Origin of the sequence: Pseudomonas lini, assembly GCF_001042905.1 — a bacterium.
Classification (GTDB): domain Bacteria; phylum Pseudomonadota; class Gammaproteobacteria; order Pseudomonadales; family Pseudomonadaceae; genus Aquipseudomonas; species Aquipseudomonas lini.
In genome coordinates this window covers 250,835-267,575 of the sequence record NZ_JYLB01000005.1, presented here as the reverse complement: position 1 = coordinate 267,575, position 16,741 = coordinate 250,835, and the positions used below count along the sequence as shown (strand labels likewise).

General features: G+C 60.1%; 17 protein-coding genes and 1 pseudogene. 11 read left to right on the top strand and 7 right to left on the bottom strand.

Annotation, left to right across the window (positions count from 1 at the left end):
- Positions 1-9 precede the first annotated feature (9 nt).
- Both TU81_RS16655 and TU81_RS16650 read right to left on the bottom strand, forming a co-directional pair.
- A complete protein-coding gene (locus TU81_RS16655) occupies positions 10-432 on the bottom strand; it encodes a phasin family protein (protein WP_007899266.1) in 423 nt (140 codons plus the stop codon).
- 243 nt (positions 433-675) lie between these two features.
- Positions 676-951: a polyhydroxyalkanoic acid system family protein gene (locus TU81_RS16650; protein ID WP_007899268.1), complete on the bottom strand. Its 276-nt coding sequence runs from the start codon at positions 949-951 to the stop codon at positions 676-678.
- 153 nt (positions 952-1,104) lie between these two features.
- On the opposite strand from TU81_RS16650, the gene ubiE reads away from it, so the two are divergent.
- The 11 genes and pseudogenes from ubiE (at position 1,105) to TU81_RS31150 (ending at position 9,320) form a co-directional block, all read left to right on the top strand.
- A complete protein-coding gene (gene ubiE, locus TU81_RS16645) occupies positions 1,105-1,875 on the top strand; it encodes a bifunctional demethylmenaquinone methyltransferase/2-methoxy-6-polyprenyl-1,4-benzoquinol methylase UbiE (protein ID WP_008005057.1) in 771 nt (256 codons plus the stop codon).
- Positions 1,875-2,498 (top strand): ubiquinone biosynthesis accessory factor UbiJ, encoded by a 624-nt coding sequence (locus tag TU81_RS16640; protein ID WP_048396068.1) that lies wholly within the window; start codon positions 1,875-1,877, stop codon positions 2,496-2,498. The genes ubiE and TU81_RS16640 overlap by 1 nt, the downstream gene beginning before the upstream one ends.
- Complete coding sequence (gene ubiB, locus TU81_RS16635; protein WP_048396067.1) at positions 2,495-4,099, top strand: ubiquinone biosynthesis regulatory protein kinase UbiB; 1,605 nt, start codon at positions 2,495-2,497, stop codon at positions 4,097-4,099. The genes TU81_RS16640 and ubiB overlap by 4 nt, the downstream gene beginning before the upstream one ends.
- A 91-nt stretch (positions 4,100-4,190) precedes the next feature.
- Positions 4,191-4,592 carry a phosphoribosyl-AMP cyclohydrolase gene (hisI, locus tag TU81_RS16630; protein ID WP_007899278.1) on the top strand — a complete coding sequence of 134 codons (402 nt, stop codon included), beginning with the start codon at positions 4,191-4,193 and terminating at the stop codon, positions 4,590-4,592.
- Positions 4,585-4,917, top strand: coding sequence for a phosphoribosyl-ATP diphosphatase (locus TU81_RS16625; RefSeq protein WP_007899279.1), 333 nt, complete (start codon positions 4,585-4,587; stop codon positions 4,915-4,917). The genes hisI and TU81_RS16625 overlap by 8 nt, the downstream gene beginning before the upstream one ends.
- A gap of 24 nt (positions 4,918-4,941) precedes the next feature.
- Positions 4,942-5,220, top strand: a complete 279-nt coding sequence (locus tag TU81_RS16620) for a twin-arginine translocase TatA/TatE family subunit (protein ID WP_038978593.1) — start codon at positions 4,942-4,944, stop codon at positions 5,218-5,220.
- A gap of 10 nt (positions 5,221-5,230) precedes the next feature.
- Positions 5,231-5,656 (top strand): Sec-independent protein translocase protein TatB, encoded by a 426-nt coding sequence (gene tatB, locus TU81_RS16615; protein WP_038978592.1) that lies wholly within the window; start codon positions 5,231-5,233, stop codon positions 5,654-5,656.
- Complete coding sequence (gene tatC / locus TU81_RS16610) at positions 5,653-6,447, top strand: twin-arginine translocase subunit TatC (protein ID WP_038978591.1); 795 nt, start codon at positions 5,653-5,655, stop codon at positions 6,445-6,447. The genes tatB and tatC overlap by 4 nt, the downstream gene beginning before the upstream one ends.
- The gene (locus TU81_RS16605; RefSeq protein WP_038978590.1) at positions 6,444-7,151 is read left to right on the top strand and encodes a 16S rRNA (uracil(1498)-N(3))-methyltransferase; all 708 of its coding nucleotides are present in this window, start codon (positions 6,444-6,446) and stop codon (positions 7,149-7,151) included. Before tatC ends, TU81_RS16605 begins: the two co-directional genes overlap by 4 nt.
- Before the next feature lie 231 nt (positions 7,152-7,382).
- Positions 7,383-8,462: pseudogene (locus tag TU81_RS31155) on the top strand (methyl-accepting chemotaxis protein); the annotation flags it as partial.
- On the top strand, positions 8,448-9,320 hold the full coding sequence (locus tag TU81_RS31150; protein WP_390176095.1) for a methyl-accepting chemotaxis protein: 873 nt from the start codon (positions 8,448-8,450) through the stop codon (positions 9,318-9,320). The pseudogene TU81_RS31155 and the gene TU81_RS31150, both read left to right, overlap by 15 nt.
- A gap of 144 nt (positions 9,321-9,464) precedes the next feature.
- Here the strand turns inward: TU81_RS31150 and mdoH are convergent, their stop codons facing one another.
- From mdoH to TU81_RS16575, 5 genes are all read right to left on the bottom strand, one after another.
- Complete coding sequence (gene mdoH / locus TU81_RS16595) at positions 9,465-12,035, bottom strand: glucans biosynthesis glucosyltransferase MdoH (protein WP_038978588.1); 2,571 nt, start codon at positions 12,033-12,035, stop codon at positions 9,465-9,467.
- Positions 12,028-13,833: a glucan biosynthesis protein G gene (locus tag TU81_RS16590; RefSeq protein ID WP_038978587.1), complete on the bottom strand. Its 1,806-nt coding sequence runs from the start codon at positions 13,831-13,833 to the stop codon at positions 12,028-12,030. Before TU81_RS16590 ends, mdoH begins: the two co-directional genes overlap by 8 nt.
- 321 nt (positions 13,834-14,154) lie before the next feature.
- Entirely contained in the window at positions 14,155-14,592 is a 438-nt protein-coding gene (dtd, locus tag TU81_RS16585; protein WP_038978586.1) for a D-aminoacyl-tRNA deacylase, read from the bottom strand.
- Entirely contained in the window at positions 14,589-15,560 is a 972-nt protein-coding gene (pip, locus tag TU81_RS16580; protein ID WP_048396065.1) for a prolyl aminopeptidase, read from the bottom strand. Before pip ends, dtd begins: the two co-directional genes overlap by 4 nt.
- Positions 15,561-15,675: 115 nt before the next feature.
- Entirely contained in the window at positions 15,676-16,596 is a 921-nt protein-coding gene (locus tag TU81_RS16575) for an alpha/beta hydrolase (RefSeq protein ID WP_048396064.1), read from the bottom strand.
- Positions 16,597-16,741: the final 145 nt, after the last annotated feature.

Sequence of the window (16,741 nt, the reverse complement as noted above, 5' to 3'; positions counted from 1 at the left end):
CCGTTCTCCTTAAGATTTACGCGCGACACGTTCGAGCAATGCCGTCAGCTCATCGAGCTTAGCAGAGAGTGTCTCAACGTCATGTTTAGACGGAATGCCGATACGATTCAAGGCACTTGCGATACGTGTATCGAAAGCCCTTTCGACTTTGTCGAGTTGAAGTTCGACTTTGCCTTTGAAAGTGCTTACTTCACTCTTGGCTTCATCGATCTCGGCATTGGCCGCTTCAAGTTTTTCAGTGACTACTTTTTTGCCTTTCTTTTCAACAGCTTGACCAGCCTTGATCAGCTCTTGAACGTACTCGCTACCTTCTTGGCCGACCTTGGTGTAAGCACCCAGACCAGCGAGCCAGATCTTGCGGGCATACGATTTGACGTCGCCCAAGGCGTTAGTTTCAACGTCGACTTTTTTCTTCAAAATAACTTTGGCCATGGTGCACCTCACGCGCAGAAGGGTCGAGGAACTGCCCGCAGAGAGTCGGGCTCAGGCACAAAGTAGTGAGAATAATTAGAAACGGCACCCTAACAAGTGACACAAAACCTGTAGATGCAGAACAAATGTGGGAGCGGGCTTGCTCGCGAATGCGGTGAGTCATTCAGCATTGATGTCGACTGACACACCGCTTTCGCGAGCAAGCCCGCTCCCACATCAATCGCATTCCACATAACGACCGGATTATGCCAATGCCTTATCGAGCGCCCTTTCGATTTCCGATTTGATGGTGCCGCTCATGGCGGACATCAACAGGCCCAGTTCAACATCAACCTTGATCGAGTCCTCGCCCACATACACCGCCCCTTTTACACCCGAGCGTCTGAGATTCAGGGTGTCACCTGACCACTGCGGTTCCAGGCCATATTGTTCGGACAGTTTCTGCGCCAACTTGTCGGCCTTCTCGCGGGCCGCTTCCTTACCCAGGCCGTGGGCACGCTCAACACTAATACGGGCCATCGAATGACTCCTGCTTTATGAATACTTCCTGAAGATCTTGACCATTGCTGCGTCAAAACGTCCCGGTGGTTGCCTATCTTACCTTCAGCCTTGCCAAGACAAAGCAGGCCACCGGGATTAGAATGTCCCGCATTCTCTTTTGGTGACAGCGATATGACTGATCAGCGCAAAGGCAGCGATGCCGAACCCACCACTCACTTCGGCTTCAAAAACGTTCCGGAAAGCCAGAAAGCGGAAAAAGTCGCTGAGGTTTTCCACTCGGTAGCCGCCAAGTATGACCTGATGAACGACCTCCTGTCGGGCGGCATGCACCGTCTGTGGAAGCGTTTCGCGATCGAACTGTCGGGCGTGCGCACCGGTAACCGCGTGCTGGACATCGCCGGCGGCACTGGCGACCTGACCCGCAAGTTCTCGCATCTTGTGGGACCGACGGGTCAGGTTGTGTTGGCCGACATCAACGAATCCATGCTCAAGGTCGGTCGTGACCGCCTGCTGGACCTGGGTGTGTCCGGCAACGTCGAATTCGTCCAGGCCGACGCTGAAAAGCTGCCGTTCCCGGACAACCATTTCGATTGCGTGACCATCGCCTTCGGCCTGCGCAACGTGACGCATAAAGAAGACGCCCTGCGCTCGATGCTGCGCGTGCTGAAACCGGGCGGCCGTTTGCTGGTACTGGAATTCTCCAAACCGACCAACGCGCTGATGTCCAAAGCCTACGACGCCTACTCGTTCGCCTTCATGCCGTTGATGGGCAAGTTGATCACCAATGATTCGGAAAGCTATCGCTACCTGGCCGAATCGATCCGCATGCACCCGAATCAGGAAACCCTGAAGTCGATGATGGTCGAGGCCGGTTTTGACCGCGTGACCTATCACAACATGACCGCAGGTATCGTCGCCCTGCATCGCGGCATCAAGCCCTGATGTTGCTGGCCGGCCTGCTTGCCAGCGTTGAGCTCGGCCTGAACCGGGTGCTGCGTCTCGACAGCACGGCGCTGCCGCGGCTGGCGCATTTGAGTGGCAAGGTGATTGCCGTCGACTGCCGCAGCCCGGCGCTGCAACTGTTCATCCTGCCCAGCGATGAAGGCCTGATGCTCGCCTCCCAGTGGGAAAGCGGTGCCGATTGCACCTTGCGCGCACCGGCCTCAAGCCTGCTGAAACTGGCGACGAGCAAGGACAAGACTTCGGTTCTGCATGCCCCGGAAGTCGAACTCGACGGCGACAGCGGCGTGCTGCTGGAACTGGCGACGATCCTTCAGGACCTCGAACTGGACTGGGAGTACGAACTCTCGCGCTGGCTGGGACCTGTGGCCACGCAACTGGTCGGCGGTCACCTGCGCAGTCGCGCACGCTGGTATCAACAAGGGTTCGCCAGCCTGAATCAGAACCTGGGCGAATACCTGGCCGAAGAATCGCGCGCCCTCGTCGGTCAGCGCGAAGCTGACGCCCGTTTTAATGAACTGGACCAGATCAAGCTCGATCTGGAACGTCTCGAGGCGCGTTTCGAGCGCCTTTTCCGATCCCTCGACCCAAGCGATAACGCATGAAGCTGCTTGCCGTCCGCCGTTTGTTGCGCATCCAGCGCGTTGTGATTCGCTACCGCCTCGATGACTTGCTGTTCGCCCTGCCACTGCCCTGGTTTCTGCTGGCGCTGCGCTACGCCTTGCCGTGGCGCTGGTTTCCGCGCAAGACGCTGGACCTGAGCCGTGGTGCGCGACTGCGCCTGGCGTTGCAGGACCTGGGGCCGATTTTCATCAAGTTTGGCCAGATCCTTTCGACGCGCCGCGACCTGCTGCCCGAAGACATCGCCGATGAACTGATGAAACTGCAGGACCGCGTGCCGCCATTCGACTCGCAAGTGTCGGTCCGGCTGATCGAAGAGCAGCTTGGCAAAAAAATCAGTGAAGTCTTCAGCCGTTTCGACGTCGAGCCACTGGCCTCGGCCTCGGTGGCGCAAGTGCATGCCGCGCAGCTGAAAACCGGTGAAGAAGTAGTGGTCAAGGTGATCCGCCCGGGCCTCAAACCGATCATTGCCCAGGACCTGGCGTGGCTGTTCATTCTTGCCCGCGCCGCGGAAAAACTCTCGGCCGACGCTCGCTTGCTACACCCGGTGGACGTGGTCAGCGACTACGAAAAAACCATCTACGACGAACTCGACCTGCTGCGCGAGGCGGCTAACGCCAGCCAGCTGAAGCGCAATTTCGAAGGTTCGCCGCTGCTCTATGTGCCGCAAGTCTATTGGGACTGGTGCCGGCCGAAAGTGCTGGTGATGGAGCGCATCTACGGGATTCAGGTCACCGACCTCGCGACCCTGGCCGACCAGCGCACCGACATGAAAATGCTCGCCGAGCGTGGTGTGGAGATTTTCTTCACCCAGGTGTTCCGCGACAGCTTCTTCCACGCAGACATGCACCCCGGCAACATCTTCGTCAGCACCGTGCAACCGTGGAGCCCGCAGTACATCGCGATCGACTGCGGCATCGTCGGCAGCCTGACCCCGGAAGACCAGGACTATCTGGCGCGCAACCTGTTTGCGTTCTTCAAACGTGATTACCGGCGTGTCGCGCAGTTGCACATCGATTCGGGCTGGGTGCCGGCGGAAACCAAACTCAACGAGTTCGAAGCGGCTATCCGCACAGTGTGCGAACCGATCTTCGAAAAACCGTTAAAAGATATTTCCTTCGGCCAGGTGCTGATGCGCCTGTTCCAGACCGCTCGACGCTTCAACATGGAAGTGCAGCCGCAGTTGGTGTTGCTGCAAAAAACCCTGTTGAACATCGAAGGCCTGGGCCGTCAGCTGTACCCGGACCTCGATCTGTGGAACACCGCCCAGCCGTTCCTCGAACGCTGGATGCGCGAGCGCGTCAGCCCCAAAGCCTTGATCGGCAACGTGCAGAGCCAGTTTGAGCAACTGCCGCATCTGGCCAACATGGCCCGCGACCTGCTTGAGCGCATGTCTCAGCCCCACGCCAACGACCCGCCGCGTCCTTGGCACAAGCGCAAGGACGACTGGTTCCTGCGGTTGCTCGGCACCGCTCATTTGGCCGGTGGCACGATACTCGCCGCCGGTGGCCCGCTGAACGAACTGGGGCATTGGCCCGCCGGAATCATGGTGGCGGTCGGCTTGTATCTGGTCGTTCGCCGATAGCCAGTTGGATGATCGGCTGGCACACTGTTTGAACGCTGAATTTGAACATTGGCCTCAACTATTGAAGTAGAGCCCGCTGTCGGAGTCGAAGATGAAAAACTGGCTGGACGAGATCAAGTGGGACGCCGATGGCCTGGTGCCGGCGATTGCCCAGGATCACAAGACCGGACGCGTCCTGATGATGGCCTGGATGAACCGCGAAGCGCTGGAACTGACCGCTGCCGAGAACCGTGCCATTTACTGGTCACGTTCCCGTGGCAAGCTGTGGCGCAAGGGCGAAGAGTCCGGCCACGTGCAAACCCTGCATGAGATGCGCCTGGACTGTGACGCTGACGTGATCATCCTGATGGTCGAGCAGATCGGCGACATCGCCTGCCATACCGGCCGTCAGAGCTGCTTTTACCGAGTCTTCGAGAACGGCGACTGGAAAACCGTCGACCCGGTTCTGAAAGACCCGCACGCAATCTACTCCGCAGGACATACACATGAGTGACACCCTGACCCGTCTGGCCCAAGTGCTGGAAGAGCGCAAAGGCGCCGCTGCCGACAGCTCGTATGTCGCCAGTCTGTACCACAAGGGCTTGAACAAGATTCTGGAAAAAGTCGGCGAAGAGTCGGTCGAAACCATCATTGCCGCCAAGGATGCCGCCATCAGCGGTGACTGCAGCGATGTGATCTACGAGACCGCCGATCTGTGGTTCCACAGCATGGTCATGCTCGCCCAACTGGGGCAGCATCCACAGGCTGTGCTCGATGAACTGGACCGTCGCTTCGGTCTGTCCGGACACGCCGAGAAAGCCTCTCGCCCGTCCGCCTGAACAACTATTAGAGAGGAACGCAACATGGGCATTTTTGACTGGAAACACTGGGTCGTCATCCTGGTTGTCGTGGTGCTGGTGTTCGGCACCAAGAAGCTGAAAAACCTCGGCACGGACGTGGGCGAGTCGATCAAGGGCTTTCGTAAAGCCATGAACGATGAAGACAAGCCGGTTGACCCGACTGTTACCCCGGCCCAACCGGTTCCACCTGTTCAGCCACAGACCACACAGTCCGTGAACCCGCCGCACACCATCGACGTGCAGGCGCAAAAAGTCGAAGAGCCGACCCGCAAAGACTCGTGAGCACTGACTAATGTTTGGTATCAGCTTCTCTGAACTGCTGCTCGTCGGCCTCGTTGCCCTGCTGGTGCTGGGGCCCGAGCGTCTGCCGGGCGCTGCGCGCACCGCCGGCCTGTGGGTCGGGCGGCTGAAGCGCAGCTTCAACGCGATCAAACAGGAAGTTGAACGTGAAATCGGTGCCGACGAGATCCGCCGGCAACTGCACAACGAGCACATTCTGTCCCTGGAGCAGGAGGCGCGGAAGATCTTCACGCCGACTCAGCAGGAGCCGACGCCGGTGGAACCTGTAGCGACGCAAACGATTCATGCGCCGGCGGTTGAGGTTATGCCGGTGATTGCAGCCGCTGAACCTGCTACTCCAGTAGAACCTGTTCCTCCTGCGGCGACGCCTGTTGCGCCAGCCCCTCATGACCCAACATTGCCGCCGCGAGCCCCATGAGCGATCTCCCCGAAAACGACCAGCACATGCCGCTGGTTTCGCACCTCACCGAGTTGCGCACTCGCCTGCTGCGTTGTGTCGTGGCGGTGTTCATCATTTTTGCCGGGCTGTTCGCCTTCACCCAGCAGATCTACACCTTCGTCTCCACGCCGTTGCGCCAGTACCTGCCGGTGGGCGCGACGATGATCGCCACCGACGTGTCGTCGCCGTTCCTGACGCCACTGAAGCTGACCATGATGGTCTCGCTGTTCCTGGCGATCCCGGTGATCCTGCATCAGATCTGGGGCTTCATCGCACCGGGCCTGTACAAGCATGAAAAACGCATCGCCGTGCCCTTGCTGGTATCGAGCATCATGCTGTTCTACGCCGGCATGGCGTTCGCCTATTACCTGGTGTTCCCGCTGATCTTCAAGTTCTTCGCCGCCGCCACCCCGGCCGGCGTGGAGATGATGACCGACATCAGCAGCTACCTCGATTTCGTCATGACGCTGTTCTTCGCCTTCGGCGTGGCGTTCGAGATTCCGGTAGCCGTGGTGCTGCTGGTATGGATCGGCGTGGTCAACGTCGCCTACCTGAAGAAGATTCGTCCGTACGTGATCATCGGCTGCTTCGTGGTCGGCATGATCCTGACGCCGCCGGACATCTTCTCGCAGACACTGTTGGCCGTACCGATGTGGCTGCTGTTCGAGATCGGCATCCTGTTCGGTAGCCTGATCAGCAAGCGTGGCGAGCATTCGGACGATCAGCCGGCTGACGATCACAACGACCAGCCGCCAGCGACCCAAGCGTGAACCTGCTGCTCCTCGAAGAGGCCGACTTCATTGCGGCCGACCGGGCGATCCTGCGCGATCGGCGGTTGACTCATATGCAGGAAGTCCATCGCTCGGTGGTAGGCGACAGTATGCGCGTCGGGCGTATCGGCGGCTTGATGGGTTCAGCCGAGGTGCTGCGCCTGGACGCCGATGAAGCCGAGTTGCGCGTCACCCTCGACCAGCCGCCACCGGCCAAGCTGCCACTGACCCTGGTCCTGGCCCTGCCGCGACCGAAAATGCTCCGTCGGGTGTTTCAGACCGTGGCCGCCATGGGTGTGCCGCGCATCGTGCTGGTGAACAGCTATCGCGTCGAGAAGAGCTTCTGGCAAACCCCGTTCCTGGAACCCGAGGCGATTCGCGAGCAGTTGATCCTGGGTCTTGAACAGGCCCGCGACAGCGTGCTGCCGGAAATCGTCATCGAGAAGCGCTTCAAGCCCTTTGTCGAAGACCGTCTGCCGGCCATTACCGAAGGCACCTTAGGCCTGGTCGGTCATCCCGGTAACTACCCGCCCTGCCCTCGTGGCCTGAATGAACCCGTGACCCTGGCCATCGGCCCCGAAGGCGGCTGGATTCCCTACGAAATCGATTTGCTGGGCAAGGCCGGCCTGCAACCGGTGCAACTCGGCGACCGCATCCTGCGGGTCGAAACCGCCGTCACTGCGCTGCTTTCGCGACTGTTTTAACGTCAATCATCCTATCTGTGGTGAGGGGGCTTGCCCCCGTTTGGGCGCGAAGCGGCCACCGCTTTTTTTCAGAAACAACGCATCCATTGATTTCACGACGGCTTCGCCGCCGAACGGGGCGATGCGGCGTTCCGACAAGCCCCCTCGCCACAAAAGCCTCGCCGCCCGAACATTGCGCCACGCCTACAGAACGCCGCCAGCCGGCCGATACAGTTCCCATAAAACCGATTAATGGTCCGAGGGAGTTGCAGCATGTACCGTTGGCTAGCCGAGAAACTGGGAAACGTAAGCGTCAATCGCAAACTGGGTGTCGGCTTCGGTCTGGTGCTGCTTCTAACCTTATTGATCACCTTCACCGGCTGGACCGGCCTTGGCGGTGTGATCAGCCGTGGCGATACGCTTGGCTTTATTTCCAGCCTCAATGAGCTGACCAAAGACCTGCGACTGGCCCGTCTGGATTACGACATGCGCCGTGGCGAACAAGGTCCGGGCGCCGTCAACGAGCTGATCGGCCAACTCGATACCGGCCTGAAAACCGCCCGCACGCTGATCGAACAGCCTGCCGACGTGGCGATGATCGACCAGCAATTGGCCGCGGTCAGCGAGTACAAACGCGCCTTCGCTGATATGACTCAGGCCACCGCCACCCGCGAAGATGCTCGCAGCAAACTGGGCGCCACCGCCGATAACGCCGTGGCCCGGGTCGCTGAAGTCGAAAAATCCATGCTGCAAGGCGACAGCGTCGCTCAGTTCAACAGCGTGATCGACCTGAGCAAGCTGATCCAGCAAGCGCGTTTCCAGGTCCGCGGCTACACCTACAGCGGCAAACCAGAGGCCGAGCAGCCGGCGCTGGACGCCATCGGCAACGCCCTGAAAAACCTCGAAAGCCTGCCGTCTCAACTGCCGGAACAACACATCGCCAACCTGCAACAGGCAACCGACTCACTCAAAGCCTATCGCGCGGCCGTCAGCCAGTTCCGCGACTCCCAGGTTGCCAGTGCTGCCGCCCTCAAGCGTATGAGCGCGCAAGGCGACATTCTGCTCGACGTCAGCAAAAAGCTCACCGTCTCGCAAACCGTCGTGCGTGACACCGATGCGGCACACGCCAAAAACCTGCTGCTGATGGCCACCGTCCTGGCGTCGGCCTTTGGTTTGTTCGCGGCTTGGGCCATCACTCGCCAGATTGTCATTCCTCTGAGCCAGACCCTCAAAGTGGCCGAGCGTGTCGCCGCGGGCGACCTGACTCATAACCTGACTTCCGAACGCCAGGACGAACTGGGTCAGCTACAACGCGCCATGCAGAACATGACCCTGGGCCTGCGGGAATTGATCGGCGGCATCAGCGATGGCGTGACCCAAATCGCCAGCGCCGCTGAAGAGCTGTCGGCCGTCACCGAGCAGACCAGCGCCGGGGTCAACAGCCAGAAGGTCGAGACCGATCAGGTGGCTACCGCGATGCACGAAATGACTGCCACCGTTCAGGAAGTCGCGCGCAACGCCGAGGAAGCGTCCGAAGCTGCCGTTGCCGCCGACCAGCAGGCCCGCGAGGGTGACAAGGTGGTTGGCGAAGCCATCGCCCAGATCGAGCGCTTGGCTACCGAAGTCGGTAACTCCACCGAAGCCATGGGGCATCTGAAGCGCGAAAGCGACAAGATCGGCAGCGTGCTCGACGTGATCAAGTCCGTGGCCCAGCAAACCAACCTGCTGGCGCTCAACGCCGCCATCGAAGCCGCCCGCGCCGGTGAAGCCGGTCGCGGTTTTGCGGTGGTCGCTGACGAAGTTCGCAGCCTGGCCCAGCGCACCCAGAAGTCCACCGAAGAAATCGAAGAGCTGATCGTCGGCCTGCAAACCGGCACTCAGCAAGTCGCGACCATCATGGACAACAGCCGCAGCCTGACCGACAGCAGCGTCGAACTGACCCGCCGCGCCGGCAGCTCGCTGGAAAGCATCACCCGCACCGTGTCGGCGATCCAGTCGATGAACCAGCAGATCGCCACCGCCGCCGAGCAACAGAGCGCAGTGGCCGAAGAGATCAACCGTAGCGTGCTGAACGTGCGTGATGTGTCCGAGCAGACCTCGGCCGCCAGTGAAGAGACCGCGGCCTCCAGCGTCGAGCTGGCGCGGTTGGGGACGCATTTGCAGATGCTGGTGGGGCGGTTCAAGGTTTGAGCTGATGCGGGTATCCCGGCTCGCTTGAAACCGGGGTGATGCAATCGCGGGCAAGCCCGCTCCCACAGGATCCGCGCCGAACACAAAGTTGTGCTCAGTCAGATCATCAGCCCAAAAAAAACCCCGCTTTCGCGGGGTTTTTCATTAGGCCAACTGAGGCTGCACGCTCACAGGCTTGAGCGGCAACAGCGGCGCATGGGGATCGGCATCCACCGATGTGCGCCAGGCTTGCAGCCACTCGGCGTGGCCTTCGTTCCACACCTGCTCATGCAAGCGACCCAGTGCCACCGGATCACTCAGCAGGGCCACGCGCTCGTCGTTGGTCAGCCCGGCAGGCCCGACCTTCATCGCATGGCGAACCCGCTCGATACGCAGCCATTCGATTGGCTCGGCCTGACGGTGACGGGATGTCGCCAGCGCACACGCCAAGGCGTTCTGCTGTGGATCGACCACTGCCCGGACGAAGCCGTCGTTCAGCGCATGCCAACGGTTTTCGTGGGTGTACTGGTCGGTTGCCAGCAACGCCTGTGGCGGATTGTATTCCTCAGGGATCAGGAACAGGCTTTCATCACGGGACTTGAGGCCCAGGCCAACACGGCTGGAGATCACCGATACCGGGATCGACAGCATCAGCGAACCGACAATCGGCACCAGCCACCAGAGAAAGCTCGGGTTCAGCCAGATCACCAACAGGGCCCAGAAGAAGCCCAGCAAGGTTTGCGGACCGTGGCGTTTTACCGCTTCGCTCCATGGCGTGGAGTCATCGTCACGTTGTGGCGAGTTCCAGGTCGCGGCCCAGCCGAGGAACGCGGCGAGTACGAAACGGGTGTGGAAAATCATTCGCACTGGCGCCAGCAGCATGGAGAACAACATCTCCAGCAGCATCGACAGTGTCACCTTGAACTTGCCACCGAACTCTTTCGCGCCCTTGGTCCAGATCAGGATGATGCTCAGCAACTTCGGCAGGAACAGCAGCACGATGGTCGTCGAGAACAACGCAATTGCTTTGTCCGGCTGCCATTGTGGCCACAGTGGATAGAGCTGACGCGGTTCCAGGAAGTATTGCGGCTCCATCAACGTGTTGACCGCCAGCAAGGCCGTCGACAACACCAGGAACAAGAACCACAACGGCGCAGACAGGTACGACATCACGCCGGTCAGGAACACCGCACGGTGCACCGGGTGCATGCCCTTGACCAGGAACAGCCGGAAGTTCATCAGGTTGCCGTGGCACCAGCGACGGTCACGCTTGAGTTCGTCCAGCAGGTTCGGCGGCAGTTCTTCGTAGCTGCCCGGCAAGTCGTAGGCAATCCATACGCCCCAGCCGGCACGGCGCATCAGCGCAGCTTCGACGAAGTCGTGGGACAGAATCGCACCGGCAAACGCGCCTTTACCGGGCAACGGCGCCAGGGCGCAGTGCTCGATGAACGGCTTCATGCGGATAATCGCGTTGTGGCCCCAGTAGTGGGATTCGCCCAACTGCCAGAAGTGCAGACCGGCAGTGAACAGCGGACCGTACACGCGCGTGGCGAACTGCTGCATACGCGCATAAAGGGTGTCCATGCCCGACGCACGCGGCGCGGTCTGGATGATCCCGGCGTCCGGCGTGGCTTCCATCAGGCGCACCAGACTGCTCAGGCATTCGCCGCTCATCACGCTGTCGGCGTCGAGCACGACCATGTACTTGTAGTCACCGCCCCAACGACGGCAAAAGTCGTCGAGGTTGCCGCTTTTACGTTTTACCCGGCGGCGACGGCGACGATAGAAGATCTTGCCGAAGCCCTTGGCTTCACGGCAGACATCCAGCCAGGCCTGTTGCTCGGCAACGCAGATGTCGGCGTCGTTACTGTCGCTGAGCACGAAAAAGTCGAAGCGATCCAGGTTACCCGAGGCCGCAACCGATTCGAAGGTCGCCCGCAAACCGGCGAACACCCGCGGCACGTCTTCGTTGCAGATCGGCATCACCAGTGCGGTGCGTGCGTCCTTGGCGATCGGCTCGTTACCGGCGCTGGCGCCGGAAATGCGGTACTTGTCACGGCCGGTGATCAACTCGAGGAAGCCCATCAGCGCAGTCCAGAAACCAGCCGACACCCAGCAGAACAGAATCCCGAACATGATCAGAATGCTGGTTTGCAAGGCATATGGCAGCACTTGCGTGGCGGTTTGGCTCAGAGGTTGATGCAGGACTTCTTCAAGATCGACGAACGACCAGCCCTGGTACGGCATGATGCCTTTCATGTACCAGCCGGCGACGATCGTCTGACCGAGCATCAGCACCAGCAGAATGTAGCGTCGGATCGAACCGACGGTGCGCCAGCGAGCTGCCGGCAGCACGTTCTCATCCTTCGGCGGGGCCGGCGGATTGGTGCGACCGGTCAGCCGACGCCAGCCACGCACCAGAATGTTGGTGCGCCACGGCTCGGGCACGACTTTGGTCCGACGGATCGGCGGGGTTGCCTTCAGGCAAACCCGACCGCTGGCGTCGAGCACCAGCATTTCCGCGTCCGCCAGTTCTTCGGCGGAGTTCAGGGTCAGGCGCCGGCCGACAGAGGCTTGAGCAGCCTCGGTGGGCGCGTCGAACGTCGAGGACGACAGACGTTCGTGCAGTTCACTGAAAGACTTGCAGCCCGCGAGTTCCGCGCGCTGCTCGTCGCTCATCGGCAAATGCGCCAGGTACTCGGCAAGCGTTTGTGGCTGTACTTGTGAATTACTCATCGGCGGGCAACTGATAGCTCCAGGTCTCGGTCAGGACTTGTTCAGTCGGTGCCGATTCCGTTGTGGCTGGGGCCGCTTCGGCAGCGACAGGCTGCTTGGCGTCTTTGTTGTCCTTGTCCTTGGTATCCTTGACTTGCTGGGCTTGTGCTTCAGTCTGCTTGGCTTCCTTGTCCTTCTTCTCTTGCTGGCGGGCGGCGATCTTGTCGGCCTTGGCAACGGAAGAAGTGGACGCTGGCGCCGCGGTCTTGAGCGCCTCGGCAGGCGAGATGTTCTTGACCAGCGCTGCGCGCATTTCGGTGGCCTTGCCCGGATCCTTGATCTTCATCCGCAAAGTCAGGCGCCAGCCCTTGGTTTCAGGGTTGTAACGGACGCTGTTCTCGACCAGTTCCGCGTTGTCGCCAACGCTCACCTGGCTGCGCACTTCGGCATCTTCCGGCAGGACTTGCAGGGACGGGCCTTCGAAATCCACCAGATAGGCCACGCTGCCGTCCGGCTGACGAATCAGGTTCGACTGCTTGACGTCACCCGTGGAACGCAGGGTCTGTTGAACCCAGGCGCTGTCCGGCGAATGCAGGGAGGCTTCGTCAAGGGTCCAGTGCATGCGGTAGGCAACGTCCAGGGACTGGCCAGGCTCAGGCAGTTTTTCCGGGCTCCAGAAAGCGACGATATTGTCGTTGGTTTCGTCGGCCGTAGGAATCTCTACCAGATCGACGGAGCCTTTGCCCCAATCGCCTTTCGGTTCGATCCAGGCACTTGGGCGCTTGTCGTAGCGGTCATCGAGGTCTTCGTAGTGACTGAAGTCACGGCCACGTTGCAGCAAGCCAAAACCGCGCGGGTTCTCGATCGAGAAGTTGCTCACGGACAGGTGTTTCGGATTGTTCAGTGGGCGCCAGATCCATTCGCCGTTGCCGGCATGGATCGACAGGCCGCTGGAATCGTGCAGTTCGCGACGGTAGTTCAGCACTTTCGACGGCTGGTTGGCGCCGAACAGGAACATGCTGGTCAGCGGCGCAACGCCAAGCTTGGTGACTTTGTCACGCAGGAACATCTTGGCCTTGACGTCGACAACCGTGTCGCTGCCCGGACGCACGGTCAGGCGATAGGCACCTGTGGCACGTGGCGAATCCAGCAGGGCGAAGATCACCAGGTGCTTGTCGCCCGGCTTGGGCTGTTGAATCCAGAACTCGGTGAAGCGCGGGAACTCTTCGCCGGATGGCAGCGCGGTATCAATGGCCATGCCGCGAGCGGACAGCCCGTAGGTCTGCCCCTTGCCGATGACGCGGAAATAACTCGCGCCGAGCATGGTCATGATTTCGTCTTGCTTGTCGGCCTTGTTGATTGGATACAGCACACGGAAACCGGCATAACCCAGTTGTTCGGTGGCTTTAGGATCGAACTTCACATCCCCGAAGTCGAAACGACTTGGGTCGTATTTGATCTCTTCGACGGTGTTGGCCGTGATTTCGTTGATTTTCACCGGCGTATCGAAATGCATACCCTGGTGATAGAACGACAGCTTGAAGGGGGTTTTCTGGTTCGCCCATTCGGCTTTTTCCGTGAGGAACCGAATTTTTTGATAGTCCGCGAATTTCATCTCGCGAAATTCATTCGGCAGGTTACTGCGCGGGGCTTCGTATTTTTGCCCGGCCAGCTCTTTTGCCTTGACCGATACGTCATCCAGATTGAATGCCCAAAGTTGGCCGGCGCTGAACAGGCAGAGCAGTGCAGAGCCTGCTACCAGAGCGCTTCGAAACCGTTTGGCAGACAATTTTGGTGCATTACAGGGACTAACAATCACGAGCAACCCTCGCCGAAAACAGATCAAAAAACCAACGGCCAGTTAAAGTGCCAGCACGGTGTGCGGTGGAAAAAAACCGACCCTGCGAACGACTCTTGCCAAGTTGGCGAGCATTGTTCCGACTCCTATGGGGCAAAATGATTCCCCAACAGGTCTCGGACAAGTCTCTACCTAAGTCAAAACGGACCAACGAACGCTGATCCCCGTAGCGCGCGATTATCTAGTAGGCCGCGTTACAACGCATCAGGGGGAACCAAGTATTTATCGGGAAAAGCCCCCGTTTTCAGTCGAAATGCACTTAAAAAGATGTTTCAAGCGCTTTCACGTCTGTAACAGGAAGGTTACCGGGCCATCATTGACCAGATGCACCTGCATATCCGCGCCGAATCTACCTGATGCCACAGTGCCATGCACCTGTTTCGCTTTGCCCAATAGATAGTCGAACAGCTCCTCGCCCAAAGCAGGAGGAGCCGCAGTCGAAAAACTGGGGCGCAACCCGTTTTTGGTGTCGGCGGCCAGGGTGAACTGCGAGACCAGCAGCAACCCGCCGCCTACGTCCGCCAAGGACAAATTCATCTTGCCCTCGGCGTCACTGAATACTCGATAGTTAAGCAGTTTATGCAGAAGTTTGTCGGCGCTGGTCCGAGTATCGTCGGGCTCGACCGCCACCAGCACCAGCAACCCCTGATCTATCGCGCCAACCACCTCTCCCGCAACCTCGACTCGCGCGCCACGCACGCGTTGCAGCAAGCCCTTCATGCTTCGTCAGGCGACAAGTTGAGCATACGACGGGCCATCAGATCAGCGGCACGTACCAAGGCATCGGTGATGCCCGATTCGGACGCCGCATGGCCGGCGTCGCGAATCACCTGCAATTCGCTGTTCGGCCAGGCCTGATGCAGTTCCCAGGCGTTGTCCAACGGACAGATCACGTCATAACGACCATGGACGATGACGCCGGGCAGGTGGGCGATCTTGGCCATGTCACGAATCAGTTGGTTCGGCTCCAGGAAAGCATTGTTGGTGAAGTAGTGGCACTCGATACGGGCGATGGACAACGCACGCTGAGGCTCGGAGAAGCGGTCGACCACCAGCGGATTCGGTCGCAGGGTGGCGGTGCGGCCTTCCCACATGGACCAGGCTTTGGCCGCGTGCATCTGGGCGATCTGATCGTTGCCGACCAGCCGCTTGTGGAACGCCGAGAGCAAGTCGTGGCGTTCATCCTGCGGGATCGGCGCGATGTAGTCCTGCCAGTAATCGGGAAACAGGCGACTGGCGCCACACTGGTAGAACCACTCGATTTCCTGGGGACGGCAAAGAAAAATCCCGCGCAGAATCAAACCGTGCACGCGCTCCGGATGGGTTTGCGCGTAGGCCAGGGCCAGGGTCGAACCCCAGGAGCCGCCGAACAGCACCCATTTGTCGATGCCCAAGTGCTTGCGAATCCGCTCGAGGTCGGCGACCAGATCCCAGGTGGTGTTGTTTTCCAGGCTGGCGTGGGGCGTGGAGCGACCGCAACCACGCTGGTCGAAGGTGACAATGCGATACAGGTTCGGATCGAAATACCGACGGCTCTGGGCATCACACCCGGCGCCAGGGCCGCCGTGGATGAACACCACCGGCAAACCTTCCGGCGAACCGCTTTCGTCGACATACAGCGTGTGGGTTTTATCGACAGCCAGATCGTGCCGGGCGTGGGGTTTGATCTGCGGGTACAAAGTCTGCATTGCGCGCTCCGTAAGGGGTCGAGGTCATCCCTGGGGGGACTTCTATTATTCTGCCGTCCGGCATCATAAACCCGAATTACTTCAATGAGCATGCCCCTTGCAGCGTCAGAGTTTGTCAGCCCGTCGTCTCAGCCAAATAGCCGAGCAGGGTTTCATAGAGTCGGTCGACTTCGGCGACCTGCCCCCGCGCCCGCAAACAGCCGTGAACCAGCCCTTCCCCGTGATAAAGCGTTGCGCTCACGCCTGCGGCGTTGAGTCGCTCGGCGTAAAGCACGCCGTCATCGCGCAGCGGGTCGAACTGCGCCACGGCGATCAACGCCGGTGGCAGACCGCTGAAATCGTCGGCGAGCAAGGGCATCGCATAGGCACCCGGTTGTCGGGTTCCGCCTAAATACAACGCGTGATAACAATCCAGATCGCTGCTGCTGAGCAATGGTGCATCGGCGCATTCGCTGCGCGACGGCAATCGGTGATCGCCGCCCAGTCCCGGATAGATCAAAACTTGCGCGCATGGTATTGGCTCGCCGGCATCACGCAGAGCGAGGCACAACGCAGCGGCGAGATTGCCGCCAGCGCTGTCGCCCGCCACCAGGGTGCGCGCAGGGTCGAGCTGAAACGGTCCCTTGCGCAACGCGCGCCAGACACTCAGGCAGTCATCGAACGCCGCCGGAAACGGATGCTCCGGTGCCAGCCGATAATCGACGGCGATCACCAGCACACCGAGCACCGACGCCAGTTCGGCGCAGATGAAGGCGTGGGAATCCAGATCCCCCACCACCCAACCGCCGCCGTGCAGGTACATGATGCACGGCCAACCGTTGGTCGGCGGCGTGACCGGCGGTTGCCAGGAGCGTACGGCCACGCCTGCCAACTCGAAATCGACCACCTCAAGCATAGCGGGAGACGGCGGGGTAAATGCCCGGCACATCTCGCTGTAGGCCTGACGCAGGCCGGTGAGGCTGCTGTCGGTGCTGTTGAAGCTGAGGGTTTTCTCGACGAAAGCCGCCATGTGTTCAGAGAGTGGATAAGGAGCCATGAGCCTGCAGCCAGCCAAATAGAGGAAGTCAAAAAATTTGAACGACGCAAATCCTGTGGGAGCGTGGCTTGCCCGCGAAGAATGCACCGCGGTTTTTCAGGTATTACGCGTCATCGTTCTTCGCGGGCAAGCCACGCTCCCACAG